14 protein-coding genes and 1 tRNA gene are annotated in these 15,236 nt (G+C 69.7%); 7 read left to right on the top strand and 8 right to left on the bottom strand.

Annotated features, from left to right (window positions below):
• Positions 1 to 123: 123 nt before the first annotated feature.
• A tRNA-Leu gene (locus PV796_RS20020) sits at positions 124 to 207 on the bottom strand.
• Between the two features lie 454 nt (positions 208 to 661).
• Here PV796_RS20020 and PV796_RS20015 point away from each other — a divergent pair.
• The 6 genes from PV796_RS20015 (at position 662) to pknB (ending at position 8,713) form a co-directional block, all read left to right on the top strand.
• Positions 662 to 1,480 carry an FhaA domain-containing protein gene (locus tag PV796_RS20015; RefSeq protein WP_274914668.1) on the top strand — a complete coding sequence of 273 codons (819 nt, stop codon included), beginning with the start codon at positions 662 to 664 and terminating at the stop codon, positions 1,478 to 1,480.
• Between the two features lie 10 nt (positions 1,481 to 1,490).
• Positions 1,491 to 2,027 carry an FHA domain-containing protein FhaB/FipA gene (locus PV796_RS20010; protein ID WP_274914667.1) on the top strand — a complete coding sequence of 179 codons (537 nt, stop codon included), beginning with the start codon at positions 1,491 to 1,493 and terminating at the stop codon, positions 2,025 to 2,027.
• 134 nt (positions 2,028 to 2,161) lie between these two features.
• Complete coding sequence (locus tag PV796_RS20005; RefSeq protein ID WP_274914666.1) at positions 2,162 to 3,697, top strand: PP2C family protein-serine/threonine phosphatase; 1,536 nt, start codon at positions 2,162 to 2,164, stop codon at positions 3,695 to 3,697.
• 23 nt (positions 3,698 to 3,720) lie between these two features.
• Positions 3,721 to 5,103 (top strand): FtsW/RodA/SpoVE family cell cycle protein, encoded by a 1,383-nt coding sequence (locus PV796_RS20000; protein ID WP_274914665.1) that lies wholly within the window; start codon positions 3,721 to 3,723, stop codon positions 5,101 to 5,103.
• Positions 5,100 to 6,569 (top strand): peptidoglycan D,D-transpeptidase FtsI family protein, encoded by a 1,470-nt coding sequence (locus tag PV796_RS19995; RefSeq protein WP_274914664.1) that lies wholly within the window; start codon positions 5,100 to 5,102, stop codon positions 6,567 to 6,569. Before PV796_RS20000 ends, PV796_RS19995 begins: the two co-directional genes overlap by 4 nt.
• A gap of 146 nt (positions 6,570 to 6,715) precedes the next feature.
• A complete protein-coding gene (gene pknB / locus PV796_RS19990) occupies positions 6,716 to 8,713 on the top strand; it encodes a Stk1 family PASTA domain-containing Ser/Thr kinase (protein WP_274914663.1) in 1,998 nt (665 codons plus the stop codon).
• Positions 8,714 to 8,785: 72 nt separating this feature from the next.
• Here the strand turns inward: pknB and PV796_RS19985 are convergent, their stop codons facing one another.
• The 6 genes from PV796_RS19985 to PV796_RS19960 all read right to left on the bottom strand — a co-directional run bounded on the left by PV796_RS19985 (position 8,786) and on the right by PV796_RS19960 (position 13,497).
• Positions 8,786 to 9,529 (bottom strand): class E sortase, encoded by a 744-nt coding sequence (locus PV796_RS19985; protein WP_274914662.1) that lies wholly within the window; start codon positions 9,527 to 9,529, stop codon positions 8,786 to 8,788.
• Between the two features lie 26 nt (positions 9,530 to 9,555).
• Positions 9,556 to 11,097, bottom strand: a complete 1,542-nt coding sequence (locus PV796_RS19980; protein WP_274914661.1) for a class E sortase — start codon at positions 11,095 to 11,097, stop codon at positions 9,556 to 9,558.
• Positions 11,094 to 11,750: an aminodeoxychorismate/anthranilate synthase component II gene (locus PV796_RS19975; protein WP_274914660.1), complete on the bottom strand. Its 657-nt coding sequence runs from the start codon at positions 11,748 to 11,750 to the stop codon at positions 11,094 to 11,096. The genes PV796_RS19980 and PV796_RS19975 overlap by 4 nt, the downstream gene beginning before the upstream one ends.
• Positions 11,747 to 11,923: a hypothetical protein gene (locus tag PV796_RS19970; protein ID WP_274914659.1), complete on the bottom strand. Its 177-nt coding sequence runs from the start codon at positions 11,921 to 11,923 to the stop codon at positions 11,747 to 11,749. The genes PV796_RS19975 and PV796_RS19970 overlap by 4 nt, the downstream gene beginning before the upstream one ends.
• An 80-nt stretch (positions 11,924 to 12,003) precedes the next feature.
• On the bottom strand, positions 12,004 to 12,690 hold the full coding sequence (locus PV796_RS19965) for a class E sortase (protein WP_274914658.1): 687 nt from the start codon (positions 12,688 to 12,690) through the stop codon (positions 12,004 to 12,006).
• Positions 12,691 to 12,726: 36 nt separating this feature from the next.
• On the bottom strand, positions 12,727 to 13,497 hold the full coding sequence (locus PV796_RS19960; protein ID WP_274914657.1) for a DUF881 domain-containing protein: 771 nt from the start codon (positions 13,495 to 13,497) through the stop codon (positions 12,727 to 12,729).
• Between the two features lie 174 nt (positions 13,498 to 13,671).
• Here PV796_RS19960 and crgA point away from each other — a divergent pair, with 174 nt between their 5' ends.
• Complete coding sequence (crgA, locus tag PV796_RS19955) at positions 13,672 to 13,926, top strand: cell division protein CrgA (protein ID WP_274914656.1); 255 nt, start codon at positions 13,672 to 13,674, stop codon at positions 13,924 to 13,926.
• Between the two features lie 285 nt (positions 13,927 to 14,211).
• Here crgA and PV796_RS19950 read toward each other — a convergent pair whose 3' ends face one another.
• Positions 14,212 to 15,129, bottom strand: coding sequence for a rhomboid family intramembrane serine protease (locus PV796_RS19950; RefSeq protein WP_274914655.1), 918 nt, complete (start codon positions 15,127 to 15,129; stop codon positions 14,212 to 14,214).
• Positions 15,130 to 15,236 lie beyond the last annotated feature (107 nt).

The following is a 15,236-nucleotide window of genomic DNA, read 5'->3' as shown; positions in this document are numbered from 1 at the left end:
CGGCCCTCACTTCGGAGTTGACCCCGCGAACCGCCGAGACCCGTGAGGGCAGCGGGAGTTGAGAGAACAAACGAGAGACCCCCGGCCTTCCGGATTTCTCCGGAGACCGGGGGTCTCACTCTGTGCGCGAGGGGGGAGTTGAACCCCCACGCCCTTTCGGGCACTGGAACCTGAATCCAGCGCGTCTGCCTATTCCGCCACCCGCGCATGGGTGCTGCCGGTTTATTCTCTCACGCGATCCGGGCCGTTCGGTCCGGGTCTTGCGGGAGCGCCTTCCGACATCGAGAACATTAGCACGGTGCCGGGGGTGCCCTCACACGCCTTTCCCCCGGTCCCCGGCCTGCGGGGACCGCTGGGGCACTCCGGTGCGCCCCCGCACGTTCGTCGGAGGGGTTCGGGGGTGCTGGCCGGAGTCGGCCCCCGCGCCCGGATGCGGGTCCGCGGTTGCGGGACACTGGTAACGGGGCACATCTACGATCGCAGTGCACAACAAGCGGCATAAGGAGAGCGGCGGAAGGACGACGGTCACCGGGCAACCCTGTGGTGGGCGACACTCGTCCTCCAGGCAGGAAAGGGGAACCAGCCGATTTCCCGGCGCGTGGATACGATCAGTAAGCAGTATCAGGACGACCCTGAAGAAGACTGAGGAAGGAGGTGCCCCGTGGGAGTACTGAAGCGTTTCGAGCAGCGACTCGAAGGTCTCGTCAACGGCACCTTCGCCAAGGTGTTCAAGTCCGAAGTGCAGCCCGTTGAGATCGCCGGCGCGCTGCAGCGTGAGTGCGACAACAACGCCAGCATCTGGAACCGCGACCGCACGGTCGTCCCCAATGACTTCATCGTCGAGCTGAGCACCCCGGACTACGAGCGGTTGAGCCCGTACAGCGGCCAGCTCGGCGACGAGTTGTCGGGCATGGTCCGCGACTACGCCAAGCAGCAGCGGTACACCTTCATGGGCCCGATCAAGGTGCACCTGGAGAAGGCCGAAGACCTCGACACCGGTCTGTACCGCGTCCGCAGCCGCACCCTCGCCTCCAGCACATCCCAGGACCGGCCCGGGCAGGCCGCGGCCTCCCGCGCCACCGGGGCGCCGAGCCAGCCCGGTGGCCATGTGGCCCCGCCCATGCCGTCGTCCCCGCCGCCCGGGGCACCGCCCGCGGCGCGTGCGGGAGCGCCCACCGCCGGTCCGCAGCCCTACGCGCAGACCAGGCGCTGGATCGAGATCAACGGCACCCGCCACCAGATCTCCCGGCAGACCCTGGTGCTGGGCCGCAGCACCGACGCCGACGTGCGGATCGATGACCCGGGAGTCTCCCGGCGTCACTGTGAGATCCGGGTCGGAACGCCCCCCACGATCCAGGATCTGGGTTCCACCAACGGCATCGTGGTGGACGGGCAGCACACCACCCGCGCTAATCTCCGCGACGGCTCGCGGATCGTCGTGGGCAGTACCACCATCGTTTACCGGCAAGCCGAAGGGTGAAGCGGGGGCAATGTCAGAGCTGACCCTCACGGTCATGCGGTTGGGTTTCCTCGCCGTACTGTGGCTGTTCGTCATCGTGGCCGTCCAGGTCATCCGCAGCGATCTGTTCGGCACGCGCGTCACACAGCGCGGCGCCACCCGGCGCGGCGGGCCGGAACCACGTACCCAGCGCCAGGCCGCTCCGCAGCAACAGCAACGCCGCCAGGACCGTCGTCAGGAAGGCGGCCGCGGCGGCGGCCGACAGCGGCGCGGGGCTCCCACCAAGTTGGTGGTCTCCGAAGGCACGCTGGCCGGCACGACCGTCGCTCTCCAGGGCCAGACGATCACCCTGGGGCGGGCGCACGACTCCACCATCGTGCTGGACGACGACTACGCGTCGAGCCGGCATGCCAGGATCTACCCGGACCGTGACGGCCAGTGGATCGTCGAGGACCTCGGATCCACCAACGGCACGTACCTTGACCGGACCCGACTGACGACCGCGACTCCGATTCCTCTGGGAGCCCCGATCCGCATCGGCAAGACCGTCATCGAGCTGCGGAAGTAGTACGACATGAGCGAGCGGAGCGAGCGAGCCGTAACGGTCCACTCGGCGGACCCGGGCGTGCTCCCGACCGGAGGGTGGGCAGTGTGGCTCGTCGAGGAGACCGGCTGTACCCCGAGCCGACGGGTGAGGTGCGCATGAGTCTGTCGCTGCGCTTCGCCGCAGGATCGCACAAGGGCATGATCCGTGAGGGCAACGAGGACTCCGGTTACGCCGGTCCCCGACTGCTCGCCATCGCCGACGGCATGGGCGGCCAGGCCGCCGGCGAGGTCGCCTCGTCCGAGGTGATCTCCACGCTCGTCCAGCTCGACGACGACGTTCCCGGTTCCGACATCCTCACCTCCCTTGGCACCGCCGTGCAGCGGGCCAACGACCAGCTCCGGGTGCTGGTCGAGGAGGACCCCCAGCTCGAAGGCATGGGGACGACCCTGACCGCGCTGCTGTGGACGGGCCAGCGGCTCGGCCTGGTGCACGTCGGCGACTCCCGGGCGTATCTGCTCCGGGACGGCATGCTGACGCAGATCACGCAGGACCACACGTGGGTGCAGCGGCTGGTCGACGAGGGCCGGATCACCGAGGAGGAGGCCACCACCCATCCGCAGCGGTCGCTGCTGATGCGGGCGTTGGGCAGCGGCGACCACGTCGAGCCGGACCTGTCGATCCGCGAGGTGCGGGCCGGGGACCGGTACCTGATCTGCTCGGACGGGCTGTCCGGGGTGGTCAGCCACCAGACGCTGGAAGAGACCCTGGCCGGCTACCACGGGCCGCACGAGACGGTGCAGGAGCTGATCCAGCTCGCACTGCGCGGCGGCGGGCCGGACAACATCACCTGCATCGTCGCCGACGTACTGGACGTGGACGGCACCGAGGCGGCGGCCGGGCAGCTCAACGACACCCCGGTCGTGGTCGGTGCGGTCGCCGAGAACCAGCACCAGCTCAACGACCCCAGCACGCTCCAGACGCCGGCGGCCCGCGCCGCCGAGCTGGGCCGCCGGGACACCCCGGCTCCGGGGGGCGGCTTCGGGCCGCCCGGGAGCGGGGACGTGGAGGTCGACGGGATGCCGCAGGGCTCCTTCGGCGCGTTCACGGACGAGGACTTCCTCAAGCCGCGGCGGCGCGGCAAGTGGCTCAAGGCATCGCTGTTCACCGTCCTCGCGCTGGGGGTGATCGGCGGCGGGCTGTACGCGGGTTACCAGTGGACGCAGACGCAGTACTTCGTCGGCGCCAAGGACGACCACGTCGCGCTGTACCGCGGCATCAGCCAGGACCTGGCCTGGATCAAGCTGAACTCGGTCGACGAGGACCACCCCGAGATCGAACTCAAGTACCTGCCGGTGTACCAGCGCAATCAGGTCAAGGAGACCATCGCGGTCGACAACCGCAACCAGGCCAGCGAGAAGGTCACCGAGCTCGGCAAGCAGGCCAACGCCTGCCTGGCCAAGGAGCAGCGGGAGGCCGCCGAGCGGGCCGAAGCGGCCAACAAGGGCAAGGGCGGCAAGCCCGGTAAGTCCGGCACACCCCCGGCCGGCGAGAAGACGGGCACGGCCGGCACCGGCACCGGCGTGGCCGGTGCGCTGTCCACCGCGGCAGGTTCCACTCCCACTCCCACCCCCACCCAGGCTCCCTCCGAGGAGCAGCAGAAGCTGGAGAAGAATTGCAGCACCCAGCAGTGAGGGCGTAGGGGGCCGGAGATTTCATGAGCAGTACCACGACCACGACGACCGTGGGCACGTTCACCGCCCCCAGCCGTCGCAACACCGAGCTGGCCCTGCTCGTCTTCGCGGTGCTGATCCCGGTGTTCGCGTACGTCAACGTCGGCCTGGCGAAGGGCGGTTCGGTGCCGCCCGGGGCGCTGGGCTACACGCTGGGGCTGGGACTGCTGGCCGGGGTGACGCATCTGGTGATGCGCAAGTGGGCCCCGTACGCGGACCCGTTGATGCTGCCCATCGGGACGCTGCTGAACGGCATCGGCCTGGTCTTCATCTGGCGGCTGGACCAGGAGCCCTCGCTGGGCCGGGCGATGGCGCCGAACCAGCTCATGTGGTCGACGCTGGGCGTCGCGCTGTTCCTCGCCATCCTGTTCTTCCTCAAGGACCACCGGGTCCTGCAGCGTTACACCTACATCTCGATGGTGATCGCGCTGGTGCTGCTGATCGCGCCGGTGTTCTTCCCGGGTGTGAACGGCGCGAAGATCTGGATCACCATCCCGGGGTTGGGGTCGCTCCAGCCGGGCGAGTTCGCCAAGATCATCATCGCGGTGTTCTTCGCCGGCTACCTGATGGTGAAGCGGGACGCGCTGGCGCTGGCCAGCCGCCGCTTCATGGGGCTGTACCTGCCGCGCGGCCGGGACCTCGGGCCGATCCTGGTGGTCTGGGCGCTGAGCCTGATGATCCTGGTCTTCGAGACCGACCTGGGGACGTCGCTGCTCTTCTTCGGGCTGTTCGTGGTGATGCTGTACGTCGCCACCGAGCGCACCAGTTGGATCGTGTTCGGCCTGCTGCTCAGCGGCGGCGGCGCGGTGGCGGTGGCGATGTTCGAGCCGCACGTCCAGGTCCGGGTCCACAACTGGCTCCACCCGCTGGATCTGCTCAACGGCGGGGTCACCGAGACCGCCCAGGCGATGTACTCCTTCGGGTCCGGCGGGCTGCTGGGCTCCGGCCTCGGCCAGGGCTACTCCCGGCTGATCCAGGGCATCGCGCCGAAGAGCGACTACATTCTCGCCACCGTCGGCGAGGAGGTCGGCCTGGCCGGGCTGATGGGCCTCCTGCTGCTGTACGGTCTGCTGATCGAGCGCGGCATCCGCACGGCGCTGGGTGCCCGCGACCCGTTCGGGAAGCTGCTGGCCGTCGGCCTGTCGGGCGCCTTCGCACTCCAGGTCTTCGTCGTCGCCGGCGGCGTGACCGGGCTGATCCCGCTGACCGGCATGACGATGCCGTTCCTGGCGCAGGGCGGTTCGTCCGTCATCGCCAACTGGGCGCTGGTGGCGATCCTGTTGCGGATCAGCGACACCGCGCGCCGCCCCGCCCCCACCCCCGCCCCGTCCACCGACGCCGAGATGACCCAGGTGGTCCGCCCGTGAACAAGCCCCTGCGACGGGTCGCGGTCTTCTGCGGCCTGCTCGTCCTCGCCCTGCTCATCCGCGTCAACTGGGTGCAGTTCGTCCAGAGCGACCAGCTCAAGAACGATCCGCACAACCGCCGGGTGGCGATCGAGCGGTACAGCACGCCGCGCGGCAACATCATCGTCGACGGCAAGGCCGTCACGGGGTCGACGACCACCGACATCGGTGACTTCAAGTACAAGCGCACGTACAAGAACGGCGCGATGTGGGCCCCGGTGACCGGCTACGCCTCGCAGGCGTTCGACTCCAACCAGTTGGAGAAGCTGAACGACGCGATCCTGACCGGCACCGACGACCGCCTCTTCTTCAGCCGCACCGTGGACATGTTCACCGGCGGCAAGCAGAAGGGCGGGAACGTGGTGACCACCCTCGACGCCAAGGCGCAGAAGGCGGCCTTCGACGGGCTCGGGAAGAGCAAGGGCGCCGTGGTGGCGCTCAACCCGGAGACCGGGGCGATCCTGGCGCTGGCGAGCACGCCGTCCTACGACCCGTCGACGTTCGCGGGCATGAGCAACAAGGACGCCGAGGCGTACAACGCGCTGCAGAAGAAGAACGACCCGGACGACCCGATGCTGAACCGGGCGCTGCGGCAGACGTATCCGCCGGGCTCGACGTTCAAGGTGGTGACCGCCGCGGCGGCGCTGGAGAACGGCCTCTACACCGACCCGGACGCCAAGACCAACTCGCCCGACCCGTACCTGCTGCCGGACACCGCGGGCCTCCCGCTGCACAACGAGGGCAGCATCCCGTGTGAGAACGCGACGATGCGGGTGGCGCTCCAGTGGTCCTGCAACACGGTCTTCGGCAAGATCAGCGCGGACCTCGGCAACGCGAAGATGAAGGCCGAGGCGGAGAAGTTCGGCTTCAACAACGGGAAGATCGACACCCCGGTGCGGGCCGCGGAGAGCATCTTCCCCAAGGACAACCGGCCGCAGAACGCGCAGGCCGGCATCGGCCAGGCGTCGAACCGCGCCACGCCGCTCCAGATGGCGATGGTCGCCTCGGCGGTCGCCGACGGCGGCAAGCTGATGAAGCCGTACATGGTCGAGCAGTTGGTGGCGCCGAACCTCAACGTGGTGCAGCAGCACACGCCGCAGGAGCTGAGCCGGCCGCTGAAGCCGGAGAACGCGCAGAAGCTCCAGAGCATGATGGAGACCGTGGTCAAGGAGGGCACGGGCAAGACCGCGCAGATCGACGGGGTGACGGTCGGCGGCAAGACCGGTACCGCCCAGCACGGTGAGAACAACAAGGACAACCCCTACGCCTGGTTCATCTCGTACGCGAAGACCGCCAAGGGCACCCCGGTCGCGGTCGCCGTCGTGATCGAGGGGTCGGACACGCTCCGCGACGACATCGCCGGTGGCAAGCTGGCCGCCCCGATCGCGAAGAACGTGATGAAGGCGGTCATCGAAGGCGAGCGGTGAGACGGGTGAGGGCGGTACCGGTCACGTATCAGGTTGCGGCTCCGGTCCGGTCCGGTACGGCGTGCCGGGTACGGTATGCCCGGACAGCACACCGCCGGACCACACACGGGTGCGGTCGGGACTGACGGAGAGGGCTGGAGAAGCTTATGGAAGAGCCGCGTCGCCTCGGCGGCCGGTACGAGCTGGGCTCGGTGCTCGGCCGTGGTGGCATGGCGGAGGTCTACCTCGCGCATGACACCCGCCTGGGCCGCACCGTGGCGGTGAAGACGCTGCGGGTGGACCTCGCCCGCGATCCGTCCTTCCAGGCCCGGTTCCGCCGTGAGGCCCAGTCGGCCGCCTCGCTGAACCACCCGTCGATCGTCGCGGTCTACGACACCGGCGAGGACTACGTCGACGGGGTGTCGATCCCGTACATCGTCATGGAGTACGTGGACGGGTCCACGCTGCGTGAGCTGCTGCACTCCGGGCGGAAGCTGCTGCCCGAGCGGTCGTTGGAGATGACCACCGGTGTGCTGCAGGCGCTGGAGTACTCGCACCGCGCCGGGATCGTGCACCGCGACATCAAGCCGGCCAACGTGATGTTGACCCGCACCGGCCAGGTCAAGGTGATGGACTTCGGCATCGCCCGGGCCATGGGCGATGCCGGGATGACCATGACGCAGACCGCGGCGGTGATCGGTACCGCGCAGTACCTGTCGCCGGAGCAGGCCAAGGGCGAGCAGGTCGACGCCCGCTCCGACCTCTACTCGACGGGCTGCCTGCTCTACGAGCTGCTGACGGTGCGGCCGCCGTTCGTCGGGGACTCCCCGGTCGCGGTGGCCTACCAGCACGTGCGGGAGGAGCCGCAGCCGCCGAGCACCTTCGATCCGGAGATCTCCCCGGAGATGGACGCGATCGTCCTGAAGGCGCTGGTCAAGGACCCGGACTACCGCTATCAGTCGGCCGACGAGATGCGGGCCGACATCGAGGCGGCGCTGGACGGGCAGCCGGTCGCGGCGACCAGCGCGCTCGGCGCGGTCGGCTACGGCGAGCAGGACCAGCCGACGACGCTGCTGCGGGCGCAGGACCCGGGCGGTCCGAAGACGTCGATGATGCCGCCGATAAACGCGGACGACGGCGGCTATGACGACCGCGGGGACCGGCGGCGCGGCGGCCAGAAGAAGAGCAACGTCTCGACGATCCTGCTGGTGCTGGCGGCGGTCCTGGTCCTGGTCGGCGCGATCTTCATCGGCAAGGCGATGTTCGGCGGCGGGAACAAGAGCAACAGCATCTCGGTGCCCAACCTTGAGGGCAAGACGCTGGCCGAGGCGAAGTCCTACGGCGAGAACAGCTCCTTCAAGGTCGTCAAGGGCGGCAGCAAGCAGTGCGACAACGCCCAGAAGGGTCAGGTCACCGAGCAGGAACCGGCGGCCGACACCAAGATCGACAAGGGCGGCACGGTCACCGTGACCATGTGCACGGGCGCGGTGAAGGTCGCGGTGCCCGATGTGCGGGGCATGCCCTACGACGAGGCCGTGAAGCAGCTCAATGACAAGGGCTTCAAGAACGTCACCAAGACGGAAGAGGTGTCCGACCGGACGCCGAACGTCGTCACCAAGCAGAATCCCGACGCGCAGTCCCAGTCGGCCAAGGACGCCCAGATCACGCTGACGGTGGCCAAGGCGGCACCCAAGGCGACCGTCCCGGACGTCACGGGCCAGGGCTACGACGCGGCGAAGAAGCAGCTGGAGGACCAGGGCTTCACGGTCAACCGCACCGACCAGAACGTCAACGACCCGTCGCAGAACGGCAAGGTCATCTCGCAGTCCCCGACCGGCAACTCGCAGGCGGAGCAGAAGTCCACGGTCACGCTGACGGTGGGCAAGGCGTCGCAGGCGCAGGTGCCGAGCGTGATGGGCCAGAAGGTGAAGGACGCCAAGAAGGCCCTTCAGGACGCCGGCTTCACCAACATCCAGTTCGCCGACGGCAGTTCGCAGGACGACAACGCCATGGTCATGGCCCAGGACCCGCAGCCGGGTACCCAGGGCGACCCCGCGTCGACCACCGTGAAGCTGACCACCGTGGGCGGCAACAACGGTGACAACGGCAACCAGAACGGCGGCGGCATCTTCGGCGGCCCGTTCGGCTGGGGCAAGAAGCACTAGCCCGGGACGGCCCCGTACGACGAAGCCCCGGCGGCCCTTGGCGGGCGGCCGGGGCTCCGTCGTGTGCGGGCCCTAGCGGAGTTCCTCGGGGGGCGTGCGGTCCGCGTCGACCTTCTGGGTGCGGACCAGTTCGCCCCAGACGATGTAGCGGTACTCCGAGGTGAAGACCGGGGTGCAGGTGGTGAGGGTGATGTAGCGGCCGGCCTGGTGCTTGCCGGAGCCCGCGGGGACCTTGTCGAGGACGTCGACGTTGTACTTCGAGGTCTGCGGGAGCGTCGCGTAGACCTTGTAGACGTACCAGGTGTCCTTGGTCTCGAAGACGATCGGGTCGCCGACCTTGATCTTGTCGATGTTGTGGAACTTCGCGCCGTGGCCGTCGCGGTGCGCGGCGAGGGTGAAGTTGCCCTTCGTGTCCTGCGGCAGGGCGGACTTGACGGGCTTGGTGTAGTAGCCGGCCACCCCTTCGTTGAGGACATCGGTGTCGGTGCCCTTCTTGACCAGCACGTCGCCGTTGTTCATCGCCGGGACGTGCAGGAAGCCGATGCCGTCCTTGGTGTCCAGCTCCCCCGGCCCCTTGGGTCCCGGTTTCGCCGCCCAGTGCTTACGGACCTGGTCGCCCTGCTTGTGCGACTCCCGGTCCGCCAGGACGTTGGTCCACCACAACGAGTAGGCGACGAAGAGGCCGAGGATCAGCCCGGCCGTGATGAGCAGTTCACCGACGACGCTGACGACGGAGGCGAGGATCCGCCACCCCCGACGCGGCTCCGGTGACGGCGCGGACCGTTCGGTCCCCTCATCGATTCCGCTGGCAGTCACCGCGTAGCTCTCCTCCAGTTGTCCGCTCAGCCGCCGGCGAGCGCTTCCGGTTGGCCCTTGCTGCGCGGCCGTTCGTCGACCATCTTGCCCCAGACGATCAACCGATAGGTACTGGTGAATTCCGGAGTGCAGGTGGTCAGGGTGAGGTAGCGCCCGGGCTTGGTGAAGCCCGATCCGGGCGGTACCGGGCTGATCACGCCGGTGTTGCTCGGAGAGGTCTGCGGGAGGACGCTCTCCATCTCGTACGTGTAGTAGGCGCTCTGCGTCTCCACGACGATCTTGTCGCCCTTGGTGAGGCGGTTGATGTAGCGGAACGGCTCGCCGTGGGTGTTGCGGTGGGCGGCGACGGCGAAGTTGCCGGTGCGGTCCCAGGGCATCGCGGTGTTGATGCCGCTGTCGGCGTCGTAGTGGCCGACCATGCCGTGGTCGAGGACGGAAGTCTTGTCGACGCCCTGGGCGATCGGGGCCTTCACGTCCAGCTTGGGGATGTACATGATTCCGAAGCGCTCGCCGGCCGCGAGGTTCTTCTTCTCGCCGCCGCCCTGCTCCCACTGGTGCTGGAGGTTGTTGGCGGCGCCGCCGGCCTCCTCGTCGGCCCGGACGTTCGTCCACCAAAGCTGGTAGGTGACGAACAGCAGCATCAGCACGCCGAGCGTGATGAAGACCTCGCCCAGCGCCCGGCTGGCGATCAGGCCGGGGCTGTCCTTGGCCGCGCGCTGGGCTCGGCGGGCCTCGACGCGGGTCATGGGCTTGGACGGGTCGGCGGCCGGCGCGGCGGCAGCGGAGGGGGCGCGGCGACGGCCGTGGCGTCCGCCGCGCCTGGCGGCCTCCTGGGCGGCCTTGCGTCGGGCCGCGCGCCCGCCCGTCGCCAGGGCCGCCGGAGTTTCACGTGAAACGGCGGTGGCGTCGTCGGCATCGGTTTCACGTGAAACAGCGCCCCCGCCGTGCCGGCCGGGCTGGCGGAGCGCCATGGTCTGCTCGTCCGACCCCGGCGAGGCGTCGAACGGTGCGGAGCGCGGGTGCCGCGGGGACCGTGAGGGAAGCAGCGGGGGGATGGTGGGGAGGGGCGTCGTGAGGGCCTCCGTGATCCCCGAGGGTCCCGGTATCGGCTCGGTGGGCCGGGCGTAAGTGCCGTGTCCGAAGCCGCCGTTCACCTGGCCGTAGGCGTCGGCCTCGGGGCCGGAGCCGTGCGACGGGCGGGGCGCGAAGGGACTGCCGTCGGGGCCGGCGGGTCTGCGGTGCCGGGCCGGCGGACGCGGCGGGGCCGGCGCCTCCGGCCGGGCAGCGGGCCCCGCCGAGTCCTGGCGGGGCCGGAACCACGGGGAGCCCTCCGCGGCCGCTCTCCCGTCGGCCCGGCCCGCCCGGCCGCCCTGCGCGTACGGGTCCGGGCGCGGGGCCTCCGGCCGGCCCGGGAGGGGGTCGTTCAGCGGGTCGCTGAGCCGTCCCACCGCCGCCTCGAACGCGTCGTCCGGCCCGTAGGAGTCGGCCTCCGCCGCGTACGGCTCGTGCGGCTGCTCCTCGTACGGCTCGTAGGGCCGCCCTTCGCGCTCGGGGCGCAGCGCGGTCACGCCCCGGCCTTGCCGACCACCGGGGCAAGCCCCGCCGAACGCTCCACCGCCCCCTTGTCGCCGCACTCCACCAGCCAGTTGGCGAGCATCTGGTGGCCCCACTCCGTCAGCACCGACTCGGGGTGGAACTGCACGCCCTCCACGGGGAGTTCGCGGTGCCGCAGCCCCATGATGATCCGGCCGCCGGGGGCGTCGTCGGCCTCCGTCCAGGCGGTGACGGCCAGTTCGTCGGGGACGGTGTCCGGCTCGACGGCCAGCGAGTGGTAGCGGGTGGCGGTGAACGGCGAGGGCAGCCCGGCGAAGACGCCGACGCCCTCGTGGAGGACGGGCGAGGTCTTGCCGTGCAGCAGCTCGGGGGCCCGGTCCACCACCCCGCCGTAGGCGACCGCCATCGACTGGAGCCCCAGGCACACGCCGAAGACCGGGACGCCGGTGTTCGCGCAGTGCCGGACCATCTCGACGCAGACGCCGGCCTGCTCGGGCGTACCGGGGCCCGGGGAGAGCAGCACGCCGTCGAAGCCGTCCTGGGCATGGCGCGGTGCGACCTCGTCGTTGCGCAGCACCTCGCACTCGGCGCCGAGTTGGTAGAGGTACTGGACGAGGTTGAAGACGAAGCTGTCGTAGTTGTCGACGACGAGAATCCGTGCGGTCATCGGGTGGCTGCCATCCCTTGGTCGACAGTGACGTCATTGAAGGGGAGCAGCGGCTCCGCCCACGGAAAGACCCACTGGAAGAGCACGAAGACCACCGCCAGGACGAGCACCGCGGAAATCAGCGCCTTCACCCACGTGGTGCCCGGCAGATGCCGCCAGATCCAGCCGTACATGCTGTCGCTGTCCCCTTGCCGATGCCGTTGACGATGTCGATTGCGACACCAGAGTACGGGGAGAGGCTGTAGGCGGGGGCTCAGCCGGCCAAAGCCGACGGCCTTCCCTGGGCGACGGGTTGGGTGGCGTCGAGGTGGGCCCAGGCGATCAGGCGGTGGCTGTGACCCCACTCCGGTTCGCAGGTGGTCAGGGTGAGATAGCGGCCTGGGCCGGTGAAGCCGGATTCCCGCGGGACCGGGTCGATCACGCCGATGTCGGTGGGCAGGGTCGTGTACGGGTGGTTGTCGATGCGGTAGGTGAACCAGGTGGTGCCGTCGGTGAGGATCACGGCGTCCCCGGGGCGGAGTTGGGGGAAGTCCTTGAAGGGGTCGCCGTAGGTGCGGCGGTGGCCGGCCACGGCGAAGTTGCCGGTCGCGCCGAGGCGGGCGGTGCCGTCGTAGTGGCCCAGGCCGCGCTGGAGGACGTCGGTGCCGGTGCCCTCCAGGACGGGTTTGGCCCAGTCCCGGCCGAAGCGCGGGACGTACATCACGGCGAAGGACCGGCCAGGCTCATAGCGGCGGGGCGGGGCGGTGGCCGTGGGGGCCGGTTGGGCGGCGGCGACCGGGCCGGTGGACCACTGGTCCTGCAGCCTGCCGATCTCGCCGTCCATCGCGCTGTCGGCCCGGACGCCGGTCCAGTAGAGGAGGTAGACGACGAAGAGGACGATCAACGTCCCGGTGGTGAGGCAGATTTCGCTGATCGTGCGGACGATCCACCGCGCCGTCATCCGGCCGCCCCTCCCCGCCGGCCCGCGGGATGCGGGCTACGGCTTCACAGGCTGTGCGTAGTGGAGGTCCACTGTGCCGGAGTAGCCGGGCAGAGTCACCGCCTCGTGCTGGTCGACTTTCCAGCCGAGGCCGTAGGCGTTGACGTACTGGAGGTAGTTCTGGAGGGCGGGGGACGCGGTGAGCGCGCGGTTGAGCGCGTCCCGGTCGCCGACCGCGGTGATCTTGTAGGGCGGTGAGTAGACCTGCCCCTGGAGGATCAGGGTGTTGCCGACGCAGCGCACCGCGCTGGTGGAGATCAGCCGCTGGTCCATGACCTTGATGCCCTTGGCGCCGCCGTGCCAGAGGGCGTTGACGACGGCCTGGAGGTCCTGCTGATGGATGACCAGGTCGTTGGGCTGCGGATCGGGGATGCCGGGGATCTTGGCGGTGGCGTTCGGCGGGGCGTCGGTGAGCGTGACGGTCAGGCCCGGGCCGGACAGCGCCTTGGTGCCGGCGCTCTTCTCCAGCCCCCTGAGCCTGGTGTCGTCCCCGACGGAGGCGCTGTTGTCGCGGCGGGCGAGGGCGTCAACCTCCGCGCGCAGGCCGGCGTTGCTGTCGTCCTGGGCGCCGTTCTTGTGGCTGCGCTCCTGGATGAGGTCGGAGAGCCGGAGCATCGAGTCGTCGGAGCGGAGGTTGGTGCCGCGGGCGGTGTCGAAGCTCAGCCAGAACAGCAGACCGGCGAGGGCGAAGACGAGGAGGGTGAGGAGCCGGACGGGCCGCAATCGGGGCCGTAGCGGACGCCCGGAGGAGCCGGCGGATGTGCTCAACGTACCCTTACTCCTTACGACGCCGCGGAAGCACTACGCTAACGGACGCCGGGAAGGAAATCCGTTCCCCTGTGTCCGTACCCTGGCTCCCGACCCGCGCCCCCTCCGGGCGGAGGGGGACCGCCCGCTCACCGTGGAGAGCGGGGGAGCAGCACATCGACAGGAGAGTTCCTCGTGCCGAAGTCACGGATCCGCAAGAAGGACGACTTCACGCCGCCGCCGGCGAAGACCACCAGCTTGAAGATGAGTTCCGGCCGCGGCTGGGTCGCGCCACTGATGCTGGCGATGTTCGTGATCGGACTGGCGTGGATCGTGCTGTTCTACGTGTCCGAGGGCGATCTACCGATCAAGGCGATGGGCAACTGGAACATCGTCTGCGGCTTCGGCTTCATCGCGGTGGGCTTCGGCGTCTCCACGCAGTGGAAGTAGCGGCAGCGGGCGGGGCGCGCCCGCTTTCCCGGCGGAGTTAGCGCAAGCCCTGCCCAAGGCCATCCACACAGTTATCCACAGCCGGGGAAAACTTCAGAAGATCTGTGGATAACCCTCGGGAGGTTGACGCCGGTGTGACCGGCGGTGACCCTCGCCACCGGCCCTCGCTCCCGCCCCTTCCTGCGGAAACGTCGATCGACGGGGCGCGGGGCCGGTTTCTGCACAGCATGCACAAGATCCTTCACGGACTGTGGACAACGTGCTGCGCGGAGCGTCGCGGGGCCGTCAGCCCAGCAGTTGGGCGGTCCGTACCCATACCACCGCGACGATCGCGAGCAGCGTCACCGCGCACGTCCCGATGTGCACCAGCGTCCGGTGCTGCCGCGGCGCGTGCACCATCCCGAACGCCACCGCGGCACCCACGACCAGCCCGCCGACGTGCGCCTGCCAGGCGATGTTCGGCCACAGGAACGTGAAGGCCAGGTTGATGCCGAGCAGGATCAGCACCGGCTTCATGTCGTACTGGAGCCGGCGCATCAGCACGGCCGTGGCGCCCAACAGCCCGAAGATCGCGCCGGACGCCCCGAGCGAGGGCTGGTTCTGCGCGGTGACGAGGTAGGACAGGGCGCTGCCGCCCAGGCCGGCGAGCAGGTAGAGCGCGGTGTAGCGGAGCCTGCCGAGCGCCGCCTCCAGCGGCGGGCCCAGCCACCACAGCGAGAGCATGTTGAAGCCGATGTGCGCGAACTGCTGGTGCAGGAAGACCGCGGTCAGCAGGCGGTACCACTCGCCGTGCGCGACGCCGACGAGTTGGTAGCGGCTGGGGTCGACGGCGAGGCCGAGCATGTCGAGCCGGTCGACCAACCACCCGCCGAAATACTGCTCGTTGAGCAGCACCGCGACGAAGACGGCGACGTTGAGGCCCAGCAGGATCTTGGTGACCAGCCGGGGATCGGCGGTCACGGTGCCACCGGCCATCGTGCGCGGCGCGCTGGCCCTCGGCGCCGGGCCGCTGCCGCCGCCGGTGCGCACGCAGTCCGGGCACTGGAAGCCGACCGAGGCGCTGATCATGCACTCCGGGCAGATCGGCCGGTCGCAGCGGGTGCAGCGGATGCCGGTCGAGCGATCCGGGTGGCGGTGGCAGCCGGGCAGGCCGTCGTGGCCGTGCGCCTGCTGCGGCTCCTGCGGGCTGCCTGGCTGGTCCATCGGTCCCCTCGTCCTCGTCTCACCGGGGCGCCTGCCTGTGTGGACGGGCCGCCCCTCCGCGCCCGGCGCCTCGACCGGCCGCGCGCCCTCCAGCCCGCCTCGAACGA

Origin of the sequence: Streptomyces sp. WZ-12 (assembly GCF_028898845.1) — a bacterium.
In the GTDB taxonomy this organism is placed as follows: Bacteria; Actinomycetota; Actinomycetes; order Streptomycetales; family Streptomycetaceae; genus Streptomyces.
Note: the sequence above shows the minus strand (reverse complement) of the source record. Positions and strands in the feature narration are given on the sequence as shown.